This window comes from Corallococcus macrosporus (assembly GCF_017302985.1).
Lineage (GTDB): Bacteria > Myxococcota > Myxococcia > Myxococcales > Myxococcaceae > Corallococcus > Corallococcus macrosporus_A.
Window position 1 is genome coordinate 50,941 of sequence record NZ_JAFIMU010000017.1, and the last position, 19,493, is coordinate 70,433.

Here is a 19,493-nt window from a genome sequence, read left to right on the forward strand (position 1 = left end):
ACCCTGGGAGGTGGAGGGCGGCGTCAGAGGTCGAGCAGGGACAGGCCCACGGTGAGCGCGCCGATGACCTGGGCGCCGTCGCGGACGGGGAGGGACACCTGGATGACGTAGGCCTGGGAGGACTCGTCGAAGAAGGGGGCCTCGCGCAGCACGGGGCCGCCGCGCCCTTCCGCGTAGGTGAGGCGCCACTTGTCCTCGTCCCCCTGCCAGTAGTCGGACGTGCGGCGGCTGGCGCACACGAGCGCGCCCTGGCCGTCCATGGTGAAGGCCTCCGCCAGCGCCGGGCCCAGCCGCTCCCGCAGGCGGTGCAGCGCGCCCTTGCAGGGGCCGTCCAGCACGCGCTGCTTGAAGGGCGTGAGGGCCGGGGTCGCCATCCACTCGGCGTCGTGTTGCTGGAGGGTGGCGAGCGGCGTGCGGAGCGCGTTCTGGGCGCGGATGGCCCGCACCACCTCCGGGTCCTCGGCCAGCCGCCGCAGGTGCGGCATCACGCCGTCCACCTTCCGCAGCTGCGCGACACCGTCAGGAGGGAGCTGACCCCCAACGGTCAGCGCCAATCCCAGCCACACCATGGACATACCCAGACGCCCCCAGAGCCGTGAGAACGGTTGGGAAAAAGTGTGTCATGGAACACTTCGCGCCGTCACGCAGGCAGGCGTGATTTGAATTATTCAAACTAAGCCTGTTTTCACAGGCTCGGCTGCTGGCTTGAGAGGGCTCAGGGAAGCTTGGGCCGGATGACGCGCGGTGCGTCCGGGTTCACGTCCAGCAGGCGCACGGGGTCGCCTTCGCGCACGGTGCCTGGCTTCAGCACCCGAGCGAGCTGACCCCTGCGGCCCCAGCTGTCCTTGAGCAGGCCGGGGCGCAGGGCGTCCAGCTTCCAGCACGGAACGCAGGGCTCGGTCAGCTCCACCACCACTTCGTCCCCCAGCGCCAGGCGCTGTCCCGGCGGCAGCGCGTCCAGGGCCAGGCCGTCCACCAGCACGTTCTCCTTGAGCGCGCCCTTGGGCACGTCCAGCGCCGCGCGCTGCGCTTCGTCCATCAGCAGCAGCTGGCGCTTGTGGCCCACGGCCCTGCGCTGGTGACGGTCGCCCTCGAAGCCGTGCTGCTCCACGGCGCGGGCCTCGGGGACCCGGCGCATGGGCGTGCCCCGCTCCTGGGCAAGGAAGAGGGCTCGGATGGTGCCTGCGGTGCTCACGACGTGACACTAACGCCGGTGGGCCCCGTTGGTGAGGGGACGGCCCGCCACTCCGTCCTGCCAGGACAGCGCGGCGGTGTTAATCGCGCGGGACCTCGTCCCCGTCCGCGAAAGGCGCCACCGTGAGCACGAAGAACGTCCGCATCGAGAAGGACACCTTTGGTCCCATCGAAGTCCCCGCCGACCGGCTCTGGGGCGCGCAGACGCAGCGCAGCCGCCAGAACTTCGCCATCTCGTCGGAGCGCATGCCCCTGGCGCTCGTGCACGCGCTGGTGCTGGTGAAGAAGGCCGCCGCGCTCGTGAACCAGGAGAACGGCACGCTGTCCAAGGAGAAGGCCCAGGCCATCGTGAAGGCCGCGGACGAGGTGCTGGCCGGTCAGCACGACGAGGAGTTCCCCCTGCTGGTGTGGCAGACGGGCAGCGGCACCCAGACGAACATGAACTGCAACGAGGTGCTGGCCAACCGCGCCTCGGAGCTGCTGGGCGGCGAGCGCGGTGAGGCGCGCAAGGTCCACCCCAACGACGACGTCAACAAGGGCCAGAGCTCCAACGACGTGTTCCCCACCGCGATGAGCGTGGCCGCCGTGGAGGCCGTGGTGAAGCACGTGCTGCCGGAGTTGGTGGCCCTGCGCGACGTGCTCGCGCAGAAGTCCCAGGCCTTCCAGTCCATCGTGAAGATTGGCCGCACGCACCTGCAGGACGCGACGCCGCTCACCCTGGGTCAGGAGTTCAGCGGCTACGTGGCGCAGCTGGACCGCACGAAGGGCCACATCGAGGCGTCCCTGCCGCACCTGCTGGAGCTGGCGCTGGGCGGCACCGCCGTGGGCACCGGCCTCAACGCGCCCCCGGGCTACGCCGAGCGCGTGGCCGCGGAGATCGCGAAGCTCACCGGCCACGCCTTCGTCACCGCGCCCAACAAGTTCGAGGCGCTGGCCGCCAACGACGCGCTGGTGCAGGCGCACGGCGCGCTCAAGGGGCTGGCGGCGGTGCTGTTCAAGGTGGCCAACGACATCCGCTGGCTGTCCTCGGGGCCGCGCTCGGGCATCGGTGAAATCAACATCCCGGAGAACGAGCCGGGCAGCTCCATCATGCCGGGCAAGGTGAACCCCACGCAGAGCGAGGCGCTCACCATGCTGTCCGCCCAGGTGATGGGCAACGACGTGGCCATCTCCCTGGGCGGCGCGTCCGGCAACTTCGAGCTCAACGTCTTCAAGCCGCTCATCATCCAGAACTTCCTGCAGAGCTGCCGCCTGCTGGCGGACGGCATGCGCAGCTTCCGCCTGAACTGCGCGGTGGGCATCGAGCCCAACCTCCCGCGCCTCCAGGAGAACCTCCAGCGCAGCCTGATGCTCGTCACCGCGCTCAACCCGCACATCGGCTACGACAACGCGGCGAAGATCGCCAAGACGGCGCACAAGCAGGGCAAGACGCTGAAGGAGGTGGCGGTGGAGCTGGGGCTCGTCACCGCCGAGCAGTTCGACCAGTGGGTGCGCCCGGAGAAGATGACCGGGAACCTCTAGGCCGCCCCTACTTCAGGGGCAGCACCCAGGGTTCGCGGCCCGTCTCCGGCGTCCACGCGGAGAAGAAGAGCCGGTCGCCCACGACCTTCAGGTTCGCGGGCGACGAGGACAGGGGGCCGGGCAGCACGTCCACGAGCGGCCTCGTGCCCTCGGCCGTGCCGTCCGTGCGCCACAGCTCCACGCCCATGACGCCGTCCGACGCCGCGAACACCCACGGCCCCTTCGGGCCCAGCGGCACCAGCGGCCCGGGCACGGCCACGCTGCCCGCGGCGCCGGGGCGCAGCTCCTTCACGGGCCCCGTGCCAGCCTCCGTGCCGTCGCTCTTCCAGAGCTCGTAGCCGTTCGCGCCGTCCGTCCACCAGAACAGCAGTTGGTTGCCAGCGGCGGTGAGCCGCGCGGGCGGCGCGGTCACGTCCGTCTTGGGCAGGGCGCGCACGACGCCTGAAGTCTTCCCGTCCGTCTTCCACAGCGTCGGCGCCTCGCCGCTGGTGGACCCCAGCGACAGGTACAGCGTGTCGCCCACGGCGGCCCATTCGCCCTTGCTCGGGTCGCGCAGGTCGTCGCCGGACAGCTCGGCCACGAGGCGGGAGCCTGCCGCCGTGCCGTCCGTGACCCAGAGTTGATGGCTCTCCGCCTGGCGGGCGCGGAAGTACACGCGCGAGCCCACCGGGTAGATGCCCAGCAGGTCCACCCACGTGGGACCGCCCGCGAAGGACTTGAGCCTCACCGTGCCCGCGGCCGTGCCGTCCGTCTTCCACAGCGAGTCGCGCAGCTCCGCGTCGTCACGCGCGGCGAAGTAGAGCGTTTCGCCCACCGGGGTGAGCAGGTGCGGGCTCCAGCCCCGGGGCGAGCCGGGCGGGGTGCCCATCACGCGCACGGTGCCCTCGGGCGTGCCGTCCGTCTTCCACAGCTCCTGCTGGGACGCGGACAGCGTGCGGACGAAGAAGGCCTGCGCGCCCATGACCGCGAGGGGCGGGCCGTAGACGCCGCTGGGGAAGTCCGACAGCGGGCGCACCTCTTCCGTCCTCGCGTCCATGGACCAGAGCGTCTTGCGGTCGCGCTCGTCCACGAACAGCAGGTGGCCGTTCAGCGGGGTGAGGTGGAGGGGCTCATGCTCGAAGACGCCGGGGGCCTTGCGGTTCACCTGACGCGTTCCCCCGGGCGTGCCGTCCGTGCGCCAGAGCGCGATGACGGTCTCCATCCGGTACGGCGGCCCGGGCTCGATGACCTGCGGCAGCGTGAAGTAGAGCGTGCCGCCCAGGTCCACGGTCTCGTTCCAGTCCCCGTCGAACGCGCCCGCGAGCGCCGCGTCGAACTTCCGCAGGGCACGCGTGCCGTCCGGTGTGCCATCCGTGGACCACAGCGTCCCTTTCGTGGACGTGAAGTACAGCTGGCCCGCGCCTCCCCCCACGAGGTCGATGTTCGCGAGGGTCGGCTCCGCGGTCACGGGGACCGTGCCCGGCGCGGTGCCATCCGTGCGCCAGAGCCGGTTCCCATCGGCCTGGGTCCAGACGCTGAAGAAGACGCCCTGGGGGCCCGTTCGCGGCGCGGCCCACGACCGCAGCTGGGCCTCTTCCCCCACCTGGAAGGGCGCGACACGCACGGTGCCCTCCGCCGTCCCGTCCGACCGCCACACGCTGTGGTTGAGCCCGTCCGCCAGGGCCTGGAAGTAGACGGTGCCCTCCTGGACGGTGATGCGGCTGACCAGGCTGCCCGCGATCCCCGGGCGGATGTCGGCGACGCGGACGGTGCCCTCCGCCGTGCCGTCCGTCCTCCACAGCTCCTGGCCACCCTCGGAGTCCCAGGCGCTGAAGAAGGCCGTGTCCCCCGCCACGACGAAGGGGGAGGAATACGAGGCGTAGCGGGTGTCGGAGCTGGTGTCCGGAAGGATGAGCTTCAGCACGGCCGTTCCCCCGGGCGTGCCGTCGGACGTCCACAGGAACGGCGCGCCGTCCGGGGTGCTCCGGGCCCAGAAGAGGAGCCGATCCCCGAGCGCGGTGAGGTTCCGGACGTCGCTGGGACCCTGGGCGCCCGCTCCGCCCGCCACGCGGACCGGGAACCGGGTGCCATCCGTCTTCCAGAGGCCGCCCTCGTTGGTGGCATCGCTGCCCACGACGTAGAGCGAATCGCCGAGCCATGCGTGGGCCGAGCCGACGCTGAATGCATCGGGCCACAGCATCCGGGTGCCCTCGGGCGTGCCGTCGCTGCGCCAGAGCTTGAAGCGGTAGAAGTCATCCACGGTCGGGGCCGCGAAGTAGAGGACGCCCTGGTGCTCGGTCAGGAACAGGGCGGAGTTCCCCAGCGCCGCGAGCCGCTCCGTGCCCTGCGCGGTGCCGTCCGTGCGCCATAGGCCATACAGGTCTCCGGCCGCGCCGTACTTCCCAGGGTCGCTGGGGTCCACCAGCGTCCGGGCCACGAAGTACAGCCGGTCCCCCATGCGGACGAGCGACCCCGGCTTCGAGCCCAGGCTCCCCGGCAGCAGGTCCGTCACCAGCGACGTGCCCTCGGGCGTCCCGTCCGTCTTCCAGAGCTCCCGCCCGTGGATACCGTCGTCCATCGTGAAGTACCGGGCCGTTCCCAGCTCGACGAAGTCCGTGGGCCCCATCCGGGGCCCCTCCCGCGTGAGGCCCTGGACGACGTCCTTCAGCAGGAACGGCGCGGCCAGCGGCACCTCCGCCTCCGTCACCGGGCCGGGCTGCTCCTGTTCCTCCTGGGGCGCGGGCCCGGGCTCCTGGGGCCCGGGGTCTTCAGTTGGCGACGTGGGTTCGGGTTCGGAGGGTGACCCGCATCCGAGGCTCGCGCCCAGGGTGAGGAGGACGGTGGTCAGGACACTTCGCGATGGCTTCAAACGCATACATTCCCCAGCAAGCAGCGCCGCACGTCCGGACGGTGGGTACGTGTCGACGGGGGATGTGTCGGGACGGTCCCCTCTGGCGACAAGGGGGCGCTGCTCCACGCCGACTCAAACGTGGAGCAGCGCACGGTAATGCGCTCGCGGCCTACGGGGACGTCTCGGCTCCGGGGGCCTGGCGCGGCAGGGCCCACAGCTCACGTCCGGACTCGGGGGTCCACGCGGAGAAGAAGAGGTGGTCGCCCGCGACCGTCAGGTTGGCGGGCGCCGAGGAGCGGACCCCGGGGACTCCGTCCACCAGCCGCTTCGTGCCCAGGGCGGTGCCGTCCGTCTTCCACAGCTCCAGACCCGACGCGCCATCCGACGCGGCGAAGAGGAGCGGGCCTCCCGGACGCAGCGGCACCAGGGGGACGGGGAACGCCACGCTGCCAGCGGCACCCGGCGCGGCATCCCTCACCGGCGTCGTGCCCACCAGCGTGCCGTCGCTTTGCCAGAGCTCGTAGCCGCCCTCCGCGTCCGTCGTCCAGAACAACACCCGGTCGCCATGCGCGGTGAGATGGAAGGGCTGCGACGCGAGGCCGCGCACCGGTCCCGAGTCGTGGCCGTCCGTCTTCCACAGCAGCGACCCCGAGAAGAAGCTGTGCGGGCATGACAGGAACAGCGTGTCCCCCACCACGGCCGCTTCGTTCCGGAAGTGGTAGTTGAAGTCGTAGGGCAGGGGGGCCACGAAGCGCGCCGTCTCCGACGTGCCCTCGCGCAGCCACACCTCGTAGCCCGTCTCCTTCAGGACGAGGAGGAACATGCGCGAGCCTGCGGGATAGATGGCCAGGACATCCGCCCACCGGCCCGCGTTCTCGCGGAAGGACTGGACCCTCACCGTGCCCTTGGACGTCCCGTCCGACTTCCACAGCGCGCCGTAGGTGGAGCCTTCGCCTTCGTCCGACACGAAGTAGAGCGTGTCGCCCACGGGGGTCAGCAGGCGCGCGGCCTGGAACAGCGGATTTCCGGCGGGCGCCAGGCGCACGGTGCCCTCCACCGTGCCATCCGTCGTCCACAGCTCTTGAGTGCTCCACTGCCAGGGCGCCCCCTGGATGAACCAGGCGCGCGTCCCCGAGGAGGCGAAGGACAAGCCCTCTCCCTCGCGGGCCTGGGCGACCTTTCCCAACCGCCGCGCTTCTGTGGCGCCGCGCTCCAGCCACCAGAGCGAGTTCTGGTCGCGCCAGTCCTCCTCCAGGAACAGCACGCCCCCGTTCAACGCGGCCAGGTTCCTGGGTCTGTGCTCGAAGGTGGCCTCCGCCTTGATCTCCACCCGCGTGGTTCCCTCCGGCGTCCCGTCCGACTTCCACAGCCCGCCGTCCTGCGCGTCGGGCTGCGTGGTGAAGAAGAGCGTGCCGTCCACGTCCACCGCCTCGCTGTTCCAGCCGAACGAGCTGGCCCCCGGGGCGGGCATCAACGCCGGGTCCTGCGTCACGGTGGGCTCCGGCGGCGTCGGGGGGTGGGGGCCTCGGCCGAGGTTCACGGTGCCCTCGGGAGTGCCATCCGTGCTCCACAGCGAGGGGTCCATCCCGAAGAAGTCGTCCTGGGGTGACGCCCTGAAGAAGAGCCGCCCGTCGCGCACGGTGACGTCCCAGGCATGGCGCATCAAGGTGACCAGGCGCCGGGTGCCCGCGGCGGTGCCATCCGTTCGCCACAGCGCGTAGAGGTCGTACTCCGCGCTCACCCCCGGCCGCATCCGGGCGGTGAAGTACAGGCTGTCACCCATGCGCACGAGCGGCGAGGGATCGGAACCCTCGCGGCCGGGCAGCAGGTCCGTCACCAGGGACGTGCCCTCCGGTGTCCCGTCCGTCCTCCAGAGCTCCCAGCCATGGATCCCGTCGTCCGCGGCGAAGTACGTGTACGCGCCCAGCTGGGCCCGTCCGTCCAGCCGCACGTGGGGGAGCCCCGGCCGGACTCCGGGCGACAGGTCCTTCACGAGGAACGGGCGGGCGACGTCCGCGTCGTCCTCCTCCTCCAACGGAGGCGGTTCCTCCTGGACCGGAGGTGGCTCCTCCTTCACCGGAGGCGGCTGCTGCGCCACCGGGCCGGGGTCCTCCTCCACCGGCTCCTGTGGGAGGGGCCCTGGATCCACGGGCCCGGTCGGGCCCTCCACGGTGGGAAGCGGGTCGGTGCCGGAAGCCGGAGTCGGAGACTCGCAGCCCGTGTTCGTGCCCAGGGTGAGAAGAAAGACGGCCAGTGTGCGCAACGGCGACTTCACAGACATGACATTCCCCAACGATTCCGCCGACCGCACGGACGGTGGGTGCGTGTCGGCAGGGGATGTGTTGGGACCCTCCCTGTCCGGGACAAGGGAGCGACGCTTCATTCCGTTGCAAGCGTGGGACAGCGCACGCTCCGGCAAGAAGGGAGGAGCGCGCGGGATGGGGGACGATTAGGGTACGGGGGCCATGAACGTCCCCTTCGTCATTGAGACCACGCACCGCGGCGAGCGGGCGTACGACCTCTACAGCCGTCTGCTCAAGGACCGCATCATCCTCCTGGGCACGCCCATCAACGACGATGTGGCCAACCTCATCGTCGCCCAGCTGCTGTTCCTGGAGTCCGAGGACCCGGACAAGGGCATCAACCTCTACATCAACTCGCCCGGTGGCTCCGTCACGGCGGCGCTCGCGATGTATGACACGATGCAGTACGTGAAGTGCCCCGTGTCCACCATCTGCGTGGGCCAGGCGGCCTCCGCGGGCGCGCTGCTGCTGCTGGCGGGCTCCAAGGGCAAGCGCTACGCCCTGCCCAACAGCCGCATCATGATTCACCAGCCGCTGGGCGGCGCGCAGGGCCAGGCGACGGACATCGACATCCAGGCGAAGGAAATCCTGCGGCTGCGCACGTACCTCAACGGCCTGTTCGTGAAGCACACGGGCCACACCATCGAGCGCATCGAGAAGGACACCGAGCGCGACTACTTCATGAGCGCCGAGGAGGCCCGGCAGTACGGCCTCATCGACGAGGTCGTGGAGCGCGCCTCCGGCGTGCCGGCGCCCAAGTAGTTTCCATTCCAGCAGGGACCGGAGGAGCAGGCCCCGTGCCGCTGCTCCGGGCAGGCATCCGATGGGTGTCGGCTTCGCAAGCTGCCCCACGGTGCAGCTTGACGGGGGCGTGTCCAGAGTCTGGAAATGGCTCCCCGTCTCCTTGCCGCTGCTCTGTTGCCTGCCTTCCTGGCGGGTGTGGGATGTGCCACCGGCCCTACCGGACGTCCGCCCGTGCCGCCTGCCTCCGCGTCGGTGCAGTCGGAGCTGGGCGAGCGCAACGTCATCGACGCGGGCGCGGAGTACGCCCGGCAGAACGGCATCCTCTTGGCCCAGGGCGGCGAGGCGGTGCGCATCCGCCCCAACTACTGGCGGATCCGCTTCGCGCTCCCGGAGGAGGGCTCCGGGAAGTTCCTGGAGCTGGACTTCGATGAGCTGGCCCAGCGCGTGACGGGGTCGCGCCGCATCGACATCAACCCCACCTTCGCGCCCACCTCCAGCACCTTCCAGCCCAGCGACGCGAGCCCCGCGACGGGCGGCTCGGGTCGCTGAAGCGTCCGGCGGCTACGGCAGCCGGGTGACGCGGTCGAGCGCCGGGGCCGGCAGCGGCGTTCCTTCCGAGCTCTTCGCGGTGAGGTAGGCCTCCAGCGCGTCCGAGTCCACGCCGCCGCCCACCGGGTTCTTGCCTTCGGTGAGGACGGTGAAGCCGTCACCGCCCGGCGCGAGGAAGCTGTTGATGGTGACGCGGTAGTTGGCGGCCGGGTCCAGTGTCGCGCCGTTGAGCTTGATGCTGGCGGGGTCCACCTTGGCGCCCGCGGGCGCGGACGCGCTGAACGCGTACTGGAAGCCCACGGACGGGTGGAGGATGCGCGGGCTGGCCAACTGGAACTGCTGCTCCAGCAGGCGTTCAATCTGCTCGCCCGTGAGCGTCACGGTGACCAGGGTGTTGCCGAAGGGCTGCACGGTGAAGGCCTCGCCGTAGGTGACGGCGCCGTTGTCGTTGGGGTCCGCCGGGTTGCGCACCAGGTCCGTGCGCACGCCGCCCGGGTTCATGAAGGCAATCTGGGCGCCGCCCACGGTGGCGCCCTTGGTGGCCTCCAGTTGCGCGTCCGCGATGACGAAGCCCATGGTGGACTGGCCGGTGGGGTCCGTCTGCACGTTGCTGCGGGTGAGCGTCTGGGAGATGTAGCCGATGACGCGGTTCTCCAGCGGCGTGGTGAGGCCCTTGTAGCGGGTGATGAGCTCGTTGATGTCCGAGTCGGGGGCCACGGTGCGGGTGACGATGACGTTCTGGGCCTGGGCCTTCACCACCTGGCCGGAGGCCGCGTCCAGCGTCAGGTCGATGTCCGTGACGAGCCGGCCCACCGACGCGGCGCTGGTGACCAGCTTGCCGCTGAGCATGCAGTTGTAGGCCTGGTGCGTGTGGCCGCTGACGATGACGCTCACCGCGGGGTCCAGCTTCGCCGCGATGTCCACGATGGGGCCGGTGAAGCCCTTGCACTCGTTGTAGAGCGAGTCGACGCCGGGCGTGCCGCCTTCATGCACGACGACGACGACGGCGTTCACGCCCTGCGCCTTGAGCTCGGGGACGAGCGCGTTGACGGTCTCCACCTCGTCCTTGAACTGGAGGCCGGAGATGCCCGTGGGCGTGACGAGCGTCGGCGTGCCTTCCAGCGTCATGCCGACGAAGGCGAGCTTCACGCCCTCGAAGGTGCGCACGTCGTAGCGCGGGAAGAGGGTGCGGTCCGGGCCGGTGGCCACGTTGGCCGCGAGGATCTTGTACCGGGCGCCGGTGAAGCCGGTGCCGTCCTGGCAGCCGTCCTTCGGGTGGCAGCCGCCGTTCTGCATGCGCAGCAGCTCCGAGCCGCCCTCGTCGAACTCGTGGTTGCCCACGGCGGCGATGTCCAGGCCGATCTGGTTCATGGCCTCGACGGTGGGCTCGTCGTGGAAGAGCGCGGAGAGCAGCGGCGTGGCGCCGATGAGGTCGCCCGCGGACACCACGACGGAGTTCGGGTTCTTCGCGCGCAGCTCCGCGATGTAGCGGGCGAAGTACACCGCGCCGCCCGCGTTCACGCGGCTGGCCGGGTCCACGCCGCCGTCCGCCAGCAGCGCCTGGGCAATCTGGCCGCCGGTGCCGGTCGCGGGCTCCAACTGCCCGTGGAAGTCGTTGAAGGCGATGATCTTCACGGAGACGGTGGTGCCCGTGCCCGCGTCCTCATTGCCGGTGCCGGCGTCCTCCGTGCCGGTGCCCGCGTCGGTGTTTCCGGCCGGGGGCGGGAAGGTGACGGCCTGGCAGACGTGGTCCACGCAGGTCCAGCCCTGGCCCTCCGGCGCGGGGTTCTCCTCCTGGCAGTCGAAGGCGTTGGTGCACTCGTTGTTGCCGCAGCCGCCGTGGAAGGCGAGCAGCAGGCCGGTGACGAAGGCGCCGGCGAGGAGGAAGACACTGGGACGCGCGACATCACGCGCGCGGGGGACGGGAGGCTGCATCGAGACGGCTCCTGGGGAGGGAAGCAGTGTTCGCGGGAAAGCGCGAAACCCTGGCATCGTTGCGTGACGCGGAGGTGAGGTCCGGGTCAGGAATGGGTGTCATCCGGGCGGATGTAGCCTGGATGACACAGGCGCGTCGGCTCAAGAGCCGAAGGGCTCCAGGCACATGACCAGCTCCGCGGCGCCGCCCACGGAGCCCCAGAGCACGGCCTCCTGGTCGAACAGACGGCCGATGCGCAGGGCCTCGTCGCGGGACAGGCCGGGGACGAAGAGGCTGTCCTCGGACCAGCTCCGGTCGTCGGCCTCGCCCACGGCGGACACGTGCGGATGGCCCCCGGCTTCAAGCAGCGCGACAAGACGCTTTTGAAACCGTTCGTTGAGTTCGGCCGGGCAGGACTGAGCACGGGGATTCCACGCGGTGATGAAGGCCCAGGATGCGAAGCCGTGCACCGTGAGCGCGGCGTCGAGTTCCGGGTGCGTGGCGTCCACGCGCAGCACATGCTCGCGGTCGCCGACGAGCGGATGCGGGCGCACGACGTAGGCCGTGGCCTGGAAGGCCGCATGCAGCGCGGCCTTCCGCGCGTCACTCATGCGGGGTCGCGACCGTCGCGCCCACGCCCAGCGGAGCGTTCACGTCCGATGGGGGCTTGGGCTGCGTCGCCGTCCCTTGCGGTGCGGCCGGCGGCGTCGCGGCCGGAGCTTTCGCGGTGGCCGGCGCGGGCTGCGCGTTCGGAGTCGTGGGCTTCGCGCCCTGCGGATTCACGGCGGCGGGCACGGGAAGCAGCGGCAGCGCCGGGTGTCCTTCCCTCAGCTTGGGCGGAATCTGGCTGGCCACGATGGGCGCCTCCTCCGCGGTCTTCCACGGGCGGTCGGGCCACCAGCGCTCCACGGGCGGCGGCGCCAGCGGGAGGAAGTCCTGCCCGGGCCGGGGCGCGGTGATGCCCACGCCATCGCGCTTCGCGGCCACCAGCGAGCGCTCAATCGGCTCCGTCCAGCCGTGGTACGCCAGCGTCACCAGGCCCCAGTGCACCGGCAGGAACAACCGGCCCTGCACCAGCCGGTGGGCGAGCACCGCCTGCTCCGGCCCCAGGTGCCAGTCCGGCCAGCCCGCGCCGTACTGGCCCGTTTCAATCATCGTCACATCGAACGGCCCCAGCTTCGCGCCAATCTCCTCCATCGCGGGGAACAGGCCCGTGTCGCCGGAGTAGTAGACGCGGTGCTGCGGCCCCACCAGCGCCCAGCCCGCCCACAGCGTCTTGTCCTGCTTCAGGAAGCGGCCCGACGCATGCCGCGCGGGCGTGGCCACGATGTCCAGCCCCTTCACCTTCGTGCGCTCCCACCAGTCCAGCTCCACGATGCGCGACGCCGGCACGCCCCAGTATTCCAGGTGCGCGCCCACGCCCAGCGGCACCACGAACGTGGTGTTCCAGTCCTTCATCGCCGTGATGGTGGCGAAGTCCAGGTGGTCGTAGTGGTCGTGCGAAATCACCACCGCGTCGATGGGCGGCAGTGCGTCCAGCGCGATGGGCGCGGGGAACCAGCGCTTCGGGCCAATCCACTCCAGCGGCGACGTGCGCTCGCCCCACACGGGGTCGGTGAGCACGCGGTGCCCGTCCACCTCCACCAGCGTGGACGAGTGCCCCAGCCAGGTGACGCGCAGCCCGTCCTCGGGCGGCGTGGCGAAGCGCTTCGGGTCGATGCGGTCCACCACCACCGGCATCCGGGGCGAGCTCTCCGGGCTGGAGTGGAACAGGTCCCCCAGCGTCCGCTCCCAGTTGTTGAGGATGGGCTGCGGGTTCACGAACCCGCCGTCCTGCCACTGCGGCGAGCGCGCCATCCGCTCCAGCCGCGCCCCTTCCGGTGCCCTGCCGAACGCGCGCCACCCGTCGATGACGACGATGGCCAGGAACGCGGCGAGCAGCAGCAGGCCCCAGCCGAACAGGCGCAACAACCTGCCGCCCCAGGACGGCCGTTGGCCGTAGGAGGGAAAGGCCGTGCGGAAGGCCTTCTGTCGGGCCTTGTCCGCGGCCCGCATGGGTCCCGCGTTCATCCTCATCCCCGGACCCTGCTGGCTCCGGCGCATGGGTGTCAATGGGGAGACGTTTCGACGGTGCCGGGTTTTCCGGACTCCGGCGGCGTCGCGTCCGACCCGTGGCCGTTCCCCGAGGGCCGGGGTCAGGAGTCTTCAGGGGTCTGGCGGGACGATCTTGAAGCCGCGCTGGAGCAGCGGGGCCAGCCGGTCGGTGAGGTCCCATGACTCCACCAGCCGGCCGTCGCGCAGCCGGTACAGCGAGTCTCCCTGGAACGTGAACGGCCGGGATTTGCCGTCGCGCGTGGGCGGGCCCTGGGTGTCCGTGCCCGTCGCGCGCCAGCGCACCAGCACCCAGTCGTCCTCCGCCATGACGTGGAGCAGCTCGAACTTCAGGTCCGGGAAGAGGGTGAACCCGGCTTCCGCCTGGGTGCGCACCACCTCCGGGCCGCGCAGCTGCTGGGGCGCGCCCTCGGAGTGGTCCACGAAGTCCGCGGCGACGTACTCGGGGATGCGCTCCAGGCGCTTCTGGTTGTAGACCTCCTCGGTGAACAGGCGGGCGCGGGCCTTGTTGGACTCGCCCACCTGTTGGGCCCGCTCCGCCGGGGAGACCGTCGCGCAACCGGTCAGCCCCACGAGCCCCAAAGCCATCCACGACACGACACGGGTCCTCATGACGCGCGGGAATCTGCCGGGCCCGCACGGGCGCTGTCAGCCGCCGTGTCGTCGAACCGTTCACCGCCGGGCGCCAGCCGCCCCAATCCGATGGGCGCCGCCAGCAACGTGTCCGGAATCCCGAAGGCGTCCACCAGCCCCACCGCGTCCGAGCGCAGCTCCTCGCACAGCTTCACACGCTCCTTGCGGATGGCCTGGGCCTTGGGGGCCGTCAGCCAGCTGTGCTCCAGGAACCAGCCGCTGGCGGACTCCAGGCAGGACAGGCCGAAGAGGTCCGCCAGGCGCCCCAGCACCGGCTTGAGCGCTTCGTCCTTCACCTCCGCCACGCCGCGCAGGAACTGCTCCAGCACGATGCGCTCCACGCTCGCGTGCGCCAGGGCCAAGAGGTGCGCCTGCACCTGGTTGAAGGCCTCGAAGGCCTCCACGCCCGCGGTGAGCCGCTTGCGGATCCGCTTGGACACCGACGCGAGCAGGGCCTCCTCGCGGAAGCGCAGGGCGCGCAGCTGGAAGTCGCTGTCGCGCAGGTGGTCCGTGTCCGTGCGCCGGCCGGCGATGGGGTTTCGGTCCGTGATGACCGTCGTGGCCTGATCCACGATGAGGCGCAGCACGGCGAACACGCGGTCGTCCTCGAAGCGCTGGCGGTAGCCCGTGAGCAGGCCCTTGGCGACGAGCTGCATGAGCACGGTGTTGTCGCCCTCGAACGTGGTGAACACGTCCGTGTCCGCCTTGAGCGCCGCGAACCGGTTGGCGGTGAGGTAGCCCTGGCCGCCGCAGGCCTCGCGGCACTCTTGAATGGTGGCGGTGGCGTTCCACGACGCGTAGGCCTTCAGGCCCGCGGCCAGCGCCTCCACCTCGCGCGCGTCGTCCTCCGTGCGGTGGACGTAGCGGTCCACCAGGTACTCCAGCGCGAAGTCCACGGCGTACGCCTTGGCCACGAGCGGCAACAGCCGCAGTTGGTGCGACTGGTGGTCCAGCAGGCGGACTTCCGGCGCGCCCTGGGGGCCGAACTGGCGGCGCAGGTCGCCGTAGCGCACGGCGATGGTCAGCGCGCTCTTGGCCGCGGACAGCGACGCGCACGCCACGCTCACGCGGCCCGCCACCAGCGCGCCCAGCATGGTGAAGAAGCGCTTGGAGTCGCCGGTGATGGAGGACGTGTACTCGCCGGCCTCCGTCACCTGGCCGTAGCGGTCCAGCAGGTTGTCGCGCGGCACGCGCACGTGGTCGAACCACAGCCGGCCGTTGTCCACGCCGTTGAGGCCCATCTTCTCGCCGCAGTCCTCGATGCGGATGCCCGGCAGCACCTTGCCGTGCTCATCGCGCAGCGGCACGAGCAGCGCGTGCACGCCCAGCCGCTCGCCGCCCACCTCCAGTTGCGCGAACACGGTGGCGATGCGCGCGTGGCGGGCGGCGTTGCCGATCCACTCCTTGCGCGCGGTCTCCGACGGGGTGTGGAGGACGAACTCGCCCGTGGCCGCGTCGTAGATGGCCACCGTCTCGCAGTCGCGCACGTTGGAGCCGTGGCCCAGCTCGCTCATCGCGAAGCAGCCGGGCAGGTCGAACGAGGCGACCTTCGGCAGGTACTGCTGGTGGTGCCGCTTCGTGCCCAGGAACAGGATGCTGGAGCCGAACAGGCCGAAGTGCACGCCCGCCTTGATGACGAGGCTCAGGTCGAAGAAGGCCATCGTCTCGAACGCGGCGATGAACGCGCCCAGGTCCCCGCCGCCCTCGCGCCCCTTGGGGAAGGCGAGCTGGCCCAGGCCGTCGTTGGCCAGGTGCTTGAGCCAGTCGAACACCTGGTCGCGGTAGGCCGTGGTGGACAGCCCTTCCTTGTAGCGGAAGTCCGCGTCCTCCAGCCAACCGCGCACCCGCTGGCGCACGTCCGCGTAGGTGCGCTCCAGCACGGCGTTCATCGCCGCGGGGTCGAAGGACGCCGCGTGCGAGCGGGGCTCCGCGCGCGGGACGCGGGACGCCTTGGGCACCAGGGAGCGCACCGCCTCCTTGCCGTCCACGCCCAGGGTGGCCTCCAGCGAGGCCAGGGCCTTGCCCAGCTCCGCCGCGGGGATGCTCAGGGGCGCCTCGCCCGCGAGCGTCTGGGCCAACTGCACGCCCAGCTCCGCCAGGTTCTGCTGCTGGCTGCTGGCCAGCTTCTCCGCGGTGGCGCGGATGTGCTCCCGCACGATGGCCAGCTCGCGCGGCGGGGGCGGGCGCAGCGGATCCACCCAGAGGGCCAGGATGGAGCTGGACTTGAGGTCCAGCCACGGCTGCGACCTGGCGGCGGCGCCCAGCGCGCGCAGCTCGTCGCCCGTCAGCTCGCCGTCCGTCCAGGCGACGTACAGCATGGGGACCAGCGGCGCGAGGCTGGGCAGGGACAGGAGCTCCCGGGCGGAGGGGCGGGATGGGGCGTCGAGCATGCAGTCTCTCCAGGCGAGGGAACCGAAAGACGGCAGTGTCGCCACGCTGAAAGGCTCCGGCAACGACGGAATGGAGAGCTGTTCACCGGGCGGAGCGTGGAGCGGGCGGTGACTCCCGGGGGCGAGCGGGCGTCCTTACGTTGCCGGGACCATGAGCGAGCTTACGGACGAATTGGTGCCCCAGCCGGGGGCGCATGGGTTCGACGGTGGCGACGAGACGCGCAAGCACGAGATGCAGGGGCCGTTCGAGCTGCCCCCCGGGCCGGAAGGCTTCTCGTTCGCGCTCTACCAGGCCACGGGCGTGTCGCTGACGCCGGGGCACCGGATGCACCTCCTGGAGAACAGCCAGGTCTTCGACCGGATGTTGGAGGACATCCGCGCGGCGAAGCACAGCGTGAACATGCTCGTCTACATCTGGCGGCCGTGCGAGCTGTCGGACCGGTTCGTGGAGGCGCTGACGGAGCGCTCGCGCGCGGGCGTGCAGTGCCGCGTGGTGGTGGATCCGGTGGGCAGCGAGGAGACCACCGGCGACAAGGACTTCGACCAGCAGGTGGAGAAGCGGCTGACGGACGCGGGCGTGGAGGTGCACTACTACCGGCTGCTCGCGGGCAAGGTGCTGGGGCGGCTGTTGAGCCGGTCGCACCAGAAGCTCGTCATCGTGGACGGGCGCGTCGCGTACACGGGCGGCTTCGGCATCTGGAAGGTATGGGAGGGGGACGGGCTGAAGCCGGACAACTGGCGCGACACGCACATCCGCGTGGAGGGGCCGGAGGTGCGGCGCATCCAGGTGACGTTCGCCAAGCACTGGATCGAGTCCGGCGGCGGGTTCCTGCCGCGCGAGTGCTTCCCGGAGCTGAAGGCGGACGGAGGCGGGTGCGCGGCGTTCATCGACAGCGCCGGGCGGTTGGGCATCACCGAGGCGGAGCGGATGGTGCGCCTGGTGGTGGCGGCGGCGACGGAGCGGCTGTGGATCGCCAATGCGTACTTCACGCCGCCCAACGACATCCTGGAGCAATTGGAGGTGAAGGTCCGGCAGGGCGTGGACGTGCGGGTGATGGGCCCGGGGCCGCAACACGACGTGCCGGTGGTGCGCGCGTCGCAGCGGTCCACGTACGAGCGGCTGCTGGCCGCGGGGGTGCGCATCTGGGAGTACCAGCCGGCGATGCTGCACTCGAAGACGATGCTGGTGGATGACTGGCTGTGCGTCGTGGGCTCCACGAACCTGGATTCGCTGTCGCTCAACAAGTTGAGCGAAGGGTCGCTGGTGTTCGAGGACCGGGAGATCGCCGCGAAGCTGGAGCAGTGCTGGCACAAGGACGTGCGGCACTCGAAGGAGATCTCCCTGGAGAACGGCGGCCGGACGAACCCATGGCGGAGGTTCGCGCGGCGGGCCACGCAGTGGGCGGGGCACGACCGGTAGCGCTGGCGGTCAGCGGTGGGAGGTGACGCCCTCCTGCCGGCAGTATGGGAGGACGGGGCAGGTGGAGCACTTCGGGCGGCTGCCGGTGCACACGTGCTTGCCGAAGGGGACGAGGAGCCGGTTGAGCTCCACCCAGTAGGGGCGGGGCAGCACGGCTTCGAGCGCGGCCAGCGTGCGCTCCGGCGTGGAGGCCTTCACGTAGCCCCAGCGGTTGGTGACGCGGTGGACGTGGATGTCCACGCTGATGACCTCGTGGCCGCAGGCGATGCCGAGCGCCAGGTGCGCGCACTTGGGGCCCACGCCCTTGAAGGATTGGAGCACGTCCGCGTCCGCGGGCAGCTGGCCGCCGAACTCATCGCGCGTGCGCACGGCGATGGCGTGGACCTGGTGGGCCTTGCCTTCGTGGAAGGTGACGGGGCGGATGAGCGCGTCGATCTCTTCCGGAGTCAGCCGCGCGAGCGCTTCGGGCGTGTGCGCGCGGCCGAGCAGGCGGAGTGAAGCGGGGAGGCTGACCTCGTCGAGCGTGCGGATGGAGAGGATGCACGCGATGAGCTGTTCGAAGAGGGAGCCGTGGCCCTTCGCTGCGAGCTCGAACATGGCCGCGTCCGCGAAGGAGCGGACTTCATGGCGCACGCGGCGGAGGACCTCTTCGATGTCGAACGGGAGCTTGTCCGAGGCCGACGGAGTGGCGTGCGCGGTGCGAGCGCTCTGTGCGCGCGGCGCACGCCGTGGAGTTGTCGGTTGCTTCCTGGGTGCCATGCGGGCCTCCTGACCTGGGAAGTTGGGTCTGGAGGACGAGACTGGCTGGAGCTACTTGCCGGGCCGGTGGGCGGTCAGGCGGGCGGGGTGAGGTTCATCGCGTACCAGCGGTCGCAGCCGAAGTGGCCGGTGCGGCCCATGGGGGCGCAGAGCGGTTCGAAACCGACCTTGCGGTAGAGCTTCTGGGCCTGCTCCATGCCTCCCAGCGTTTCGAGGTAGCACTGCCGGAAACCGGCGCTTCGCGCGAACTCCAGACAGTGTCTCAACACGCGCTCGCCCATGCCGTGGCCCCGGGCCGTGGGCAGGAAGTACATCTTGCGCAGCTCGCAGACGTCCGGTGCGCCTCCGTCCAGCGGCGCGATGCCCGCGCCTCCCACCACCCGGCCCCCATGCTCCACGACGAAATACACGTGCCGGGGACGGCTGTACGCGGCGCTCATCGCGTCCACCTCCGGGTCGTGGATCGCGAACCCCGGGCCGTCCGCTCCGAACTCCGGCATCACCGCGCGGATGACCGCGGCCACCGCCGCGTCGTCCCGGGCCTCGATGGGCCTCAACGTCAGTTCCGTGCTCATGGCGCGCACGGTCCCATGACTCGCGGCTGGCGGCCAGCGGCGCCCGGTGTGCACCTGTGCAGCGCCCTGCACAACCGCCACGCGCCCGACGCACCCCGGTGGGTATCCATCCCTGGCCCTTCCAGGGCATTCTTCGTGGCACGGTCGTTGTAGAGGGGGAAGTTCCATGTACTGTCCTGCCTGCCGACAAGAACGCCTGGGAAGCGCGTCCCAGTGCGTCGTCTGTGGCAATCGTCTCGCCGCCCGGGCCCGGTCCGACATCGAGGCCGAGCTCGCGCACGTCCACTTCCTCCTGGACGAGGTGCGATGCTGGGACGTCCACGACGTTCCGCCCCACGTCAGCCGCCGCCTCACCGAGCGCTACGAGCGGCAGGCCCGCATCCTCCTCTCCGTCCTCACCGAGACGCCCGTCGCGGCTCGCAACGAAGCCGTCGTGCCTCCGGCGATGGGGGAGGGCGCTGTCGCCCTCGGCCCCGTGGCGCTTCCCTCTGTGGACGCCGTTCCCGCTGACGCGCCTGCCGCGCAGGTGGCCGTGAACGCCGCCGCCG

General features: G+C 70.9%; 15 protein-coding genes. 4 read left to right on the plus strand and 11 right to left on the minus strand.

All coding sequences use genetic code 11. The features are described 5' to 3' along the window. Positions 1-23 precede the first annotated feature (23 nt). A complete protein-coding gene (locus tag JYK02_RS36605) occupies positions 24-575 on the minus strand; it encodes a PDC sensor domain-containing protein (protein WP_207057598.1) in 552 nt (183 codons plus the stop codon). 140 nt (positions 576-715) lie between these two features. Then, on the minus strand, positions 716-1,195 hold the full coding sequence (locus JYK02_RS36610; protein WP_347402667.1) for an MOSC domain-containing protein: 480 nt from the start codon (positions 1,193-1,195) through the stop codon (positions 716-718). Positions 1,196-1,317: 122 nt separating this feature from the next. Here JYK02_RS36610 and fumC point away from each other — a divergent pair, with 122 nt between their 5' ends. After that, entirely contained in the window at positions 1,318-2,715 is a 1,398-nt protein-coding gene (gene fumC, locus JYK02_RS36615; protein WP_207057599.1) for a class II fumarate hydratase, read from the plus strand. 7 nt (positions 2,716-2,722) lie between these two features. Here fumC and JYK02_RS36620 read toward each other — a convergent pair whose 3' ends face one another. Both JYK02_RS36620 and JYK02_RS36625 read right to left on the minus strand, forming a co-directional pair. Continuing rightward, complete coding sequence (locus JYK02_RS36620) at positions 2,723-5,569, minus strand: ELWxxDGT repeat protein (RefSeq protein WP_207057600.1); 2,847 nt, start codon at positions 5,567-5,569, stop codon at positions 2,723-2,725. A 145-nt stretch (positions 5,570-5,714) separates the two neighbouring features. Further along, the gene (locus JYK02_RS36625; RefSeq protein ID WP_207057601.1) at positions 5,715-7,826 is read right to left on the minus strand and encodes an ELWxxDGT repeat protein; all 2,112 of its coding nucleotides are present in this window, start codon (positions 7,824-7,826) and stop codon (positions 5,715-5,717) included. A 184-nt stretch (positions 7,827-8,010) separates the two neighbouring features. Between JYK02_RS36625 and clpP the strand changes: the two genes are divergently transcribed. Then, positions 8,011-8,610, plus strand: coding sequence for an ATP-dependent Clp endopeptidase proteolytic subunit ClpP (gene clpP, locus JYK02_RS36630; protein WP_014399808.1), 600 nt, complete (start codon positions 8,011-8,013; stop codon positions 8,608-8,610). A 213-nt stretch (positions 8,611-8,823) separates the two neighbouring features. Then, complete coding sequence (locus JYK02_RS36635; protein ID WP_347402668.1) at positions 8,824-9,141, plus strand: hypothetical protein; 318 nt, start codon at positions 8,824-8,826, stop codon at positions 9,139-9,141. 12 nt (positions 9,142-9,153) lie between these two features. Here JYK02_RS36635 and JYK02_RS36640 read toward each other — a convergent pair whose 3' ends face one another. From JYK02_RS36640 to JYK02_RS36660, 5 genes are all read right to left on the minus strand, one after another. Beyond that, on the minus strand, positions 9,154-11,076 hold the full coding sequence (locus tag JYK02_RS36640) for a bifunctional metallophosphatase/5'-nucleotidase (protein ID WP_207057603.1): 1,923 nt from the start codon (positions 11,074-11,076) through the stop codon (positions 9,154-9,156). A gap of 141 nt (positions 11,077-11,217) precedes the next feature. After that, entirely contained in the window at positions 11,218-11,667 is a 450-nt protein-coding gene (locus JYK02_RS36645) for a DUF3293 domain-containing protein (RefSeq protein ID WP_207057604.1), read from the minus strand. Beyond that, the gene (locus JYK02_RS36650; protein ID WP_242589616.1) at positions 11,660-13,126 is read right to left on the minus strand and encodes an MBL fold metallo-hydrolase; all 1,467 of its coding nucleotides are present in this window, start codon (positions 13,124-13,126) and stop codon (positions 11,660-11,662) included. Before JYK02_RS36650 ends, JYK02_RS36645 begins: the two co-directional genes overlap by 8 nt. Positions 13,127-13,261: 135 nt before the next feature. Further along, complete coding sequence (locus tag JYK02_RS36655) at positions 13,262-13,780, minus strand: ester cyclase (RefSeq protein WP_207057605.1); 519 nt, start codon at positions 13,778-13,780, stop codon at positions 13,262-13,264. Beyond that, positions 13,777-16,191 carry an acyl-CoA dehydrogenase gene (locus JYK02_RS36660; protein ID WP_207057606.1) on the minus strand — a complete coding sequence of 805 codons (2,415 nt, stop codon included), beginning with the start codon at positions 16,189-16,191 and terminating at the stop codon, positions 13,777-13,779. Before JYK02_RS36660 ends, JYK02_RS36655 begins: the two co-directional genes overlap by 4 nt. 151 nt (positions 16,192-16,342) lie before the next feature. On the opposite strand from JYK02_RS36660, the gene JYK02_RS36665 reads away from it, so the two are divergent. Next, on the plus strand, positions 16,343-17,611 hold the full coding sequence (locus JYK02_RS36665; RefSeq protein WP_207057607.1) for a phospholipase D-like domain-containing protein: 1,269 nt from the start codon (positions 16,343-16,345) through the stop codon (positions 17,609-17,611). 9 nt (positions 17,612-17,620) lie between these two features. On the opposite strand, the gene JYK02_RS36670 is transcribed toward JYK02_RS36665, so the two are convergent. Together JYK02_RS36670 and JYK02_RS36675 are read right to left on the minus strand one after the other, a co-directional pair. Then, positions 17,621-18,370, minus strand: a complete 750-nt coding sequence (locus JYK02_RS36670; protein ID WP_207057608.1) for an endonuclease III domain-containing protein — start codon at positions 18,368-18,370, stop codon at positions 17,621-17,623. 74 nt (positions 18,371-18,444) lie between these two features. After that, positions 18,445-18,945: a GNAT family N-acetyltransferase gene (locus tag JYK02_RS36675; RefSeq protein WP_207057609.1), complete on the minus strand. Its 501-nt coding sequence runs from the start codon at positions 18,943-18,945 to the stop codon at positions 18,445-18,447. Positions 18,946-19,493: the final 548 nt, after the last annotated feature.

Bases quoted from the DNA above. Each gene is read 5' to 3' on its own strand.
- JYK02_RS36620 (WP_207057600.1), bottom strand. From the start codon at position 5,569: ATGCGTTTGAAGCCATCGCGAAGTGTCCTGACCACCGTCCTCCTCACC.
- JYK02_RS36665 (WP_207057607.1), top strand. From the start codon at position 16,343: ATGAGCGAGCTTACGGACGAATTGGTGCCCCAGCCGGGGGCGCATGGG.
- clpP (WP_014399808.1), top strand. From the start codon at position 8,011: ATGAACGTCCCCTTCGTCATTGAGACCACGCACCGCGGCGAGCGGGCG.
- JYK02_RS36640 (WP_207057603.1), bottom strand. From the start codon at position 11,076: ATGCAGCCTCCCGTCCCCCGCGCGCGTGATGTCGCGCGTCCCAGTGTC.
- JYK02_RS36650 (WP_242589616.1), bottom strand. From the start codon at position 13,126: ATGAACGCGGGACCCATGCGGGCCGCGGACAAGGCCCGACAGAAGGCC.
- JYK02_RS36675 (WP_207057609.1), bottom strand. From the start codon at position 18,945: ATGAGCACGGAACTGACGTTGAGGCCCATCGAGGCCCGGGACGACGCG.
- JYK02_RS36655 (WP_207057605.1), bottom strand. From the start codon at position 13,780: ATGAGGACCCGTGTCGTGTCGTGGATGGCTTTGGGGCTCGTGGGGCTG.
- JYK02_RS36670 (WP_207057608.1), bottom strand. From the start codon at position 18,370: ATGGCACCCAGGAAGCAACCGACAACTCCACGGCGTGCGCCGCGCGCA.
- JYK02_RS36645 (WP_207057604.1), bottom strand. From the start codon at position 11,667: ATGAGTGACGCGCGGAAGGCCGCGCTGCATGCGGCCTTCCAGGCCACG.
- JYK02_RS36625 (WP_207057601.1), bottom strand. From the start codon at position 7,826: ATGTCTGTGAAGTCGCCGTTGCGCACACTGGCCGTCTTTCTTCTCACC.
- JYK02_RS36660 (WP_207057606.1), bottom strand. From the start codon at position 16,191: ATGCTCGACGCCCCATCCCGCCCCTCCGCCCGGGAGCTCCTGTCCCTG.
- JYK02_RS36605 (WP_207057598.1), bottom strand. From the start codon at position 575: ATGTCCATGGTGTGGCTGGGATTGGCGCTGACCGTTGGGGGTCAGCTC.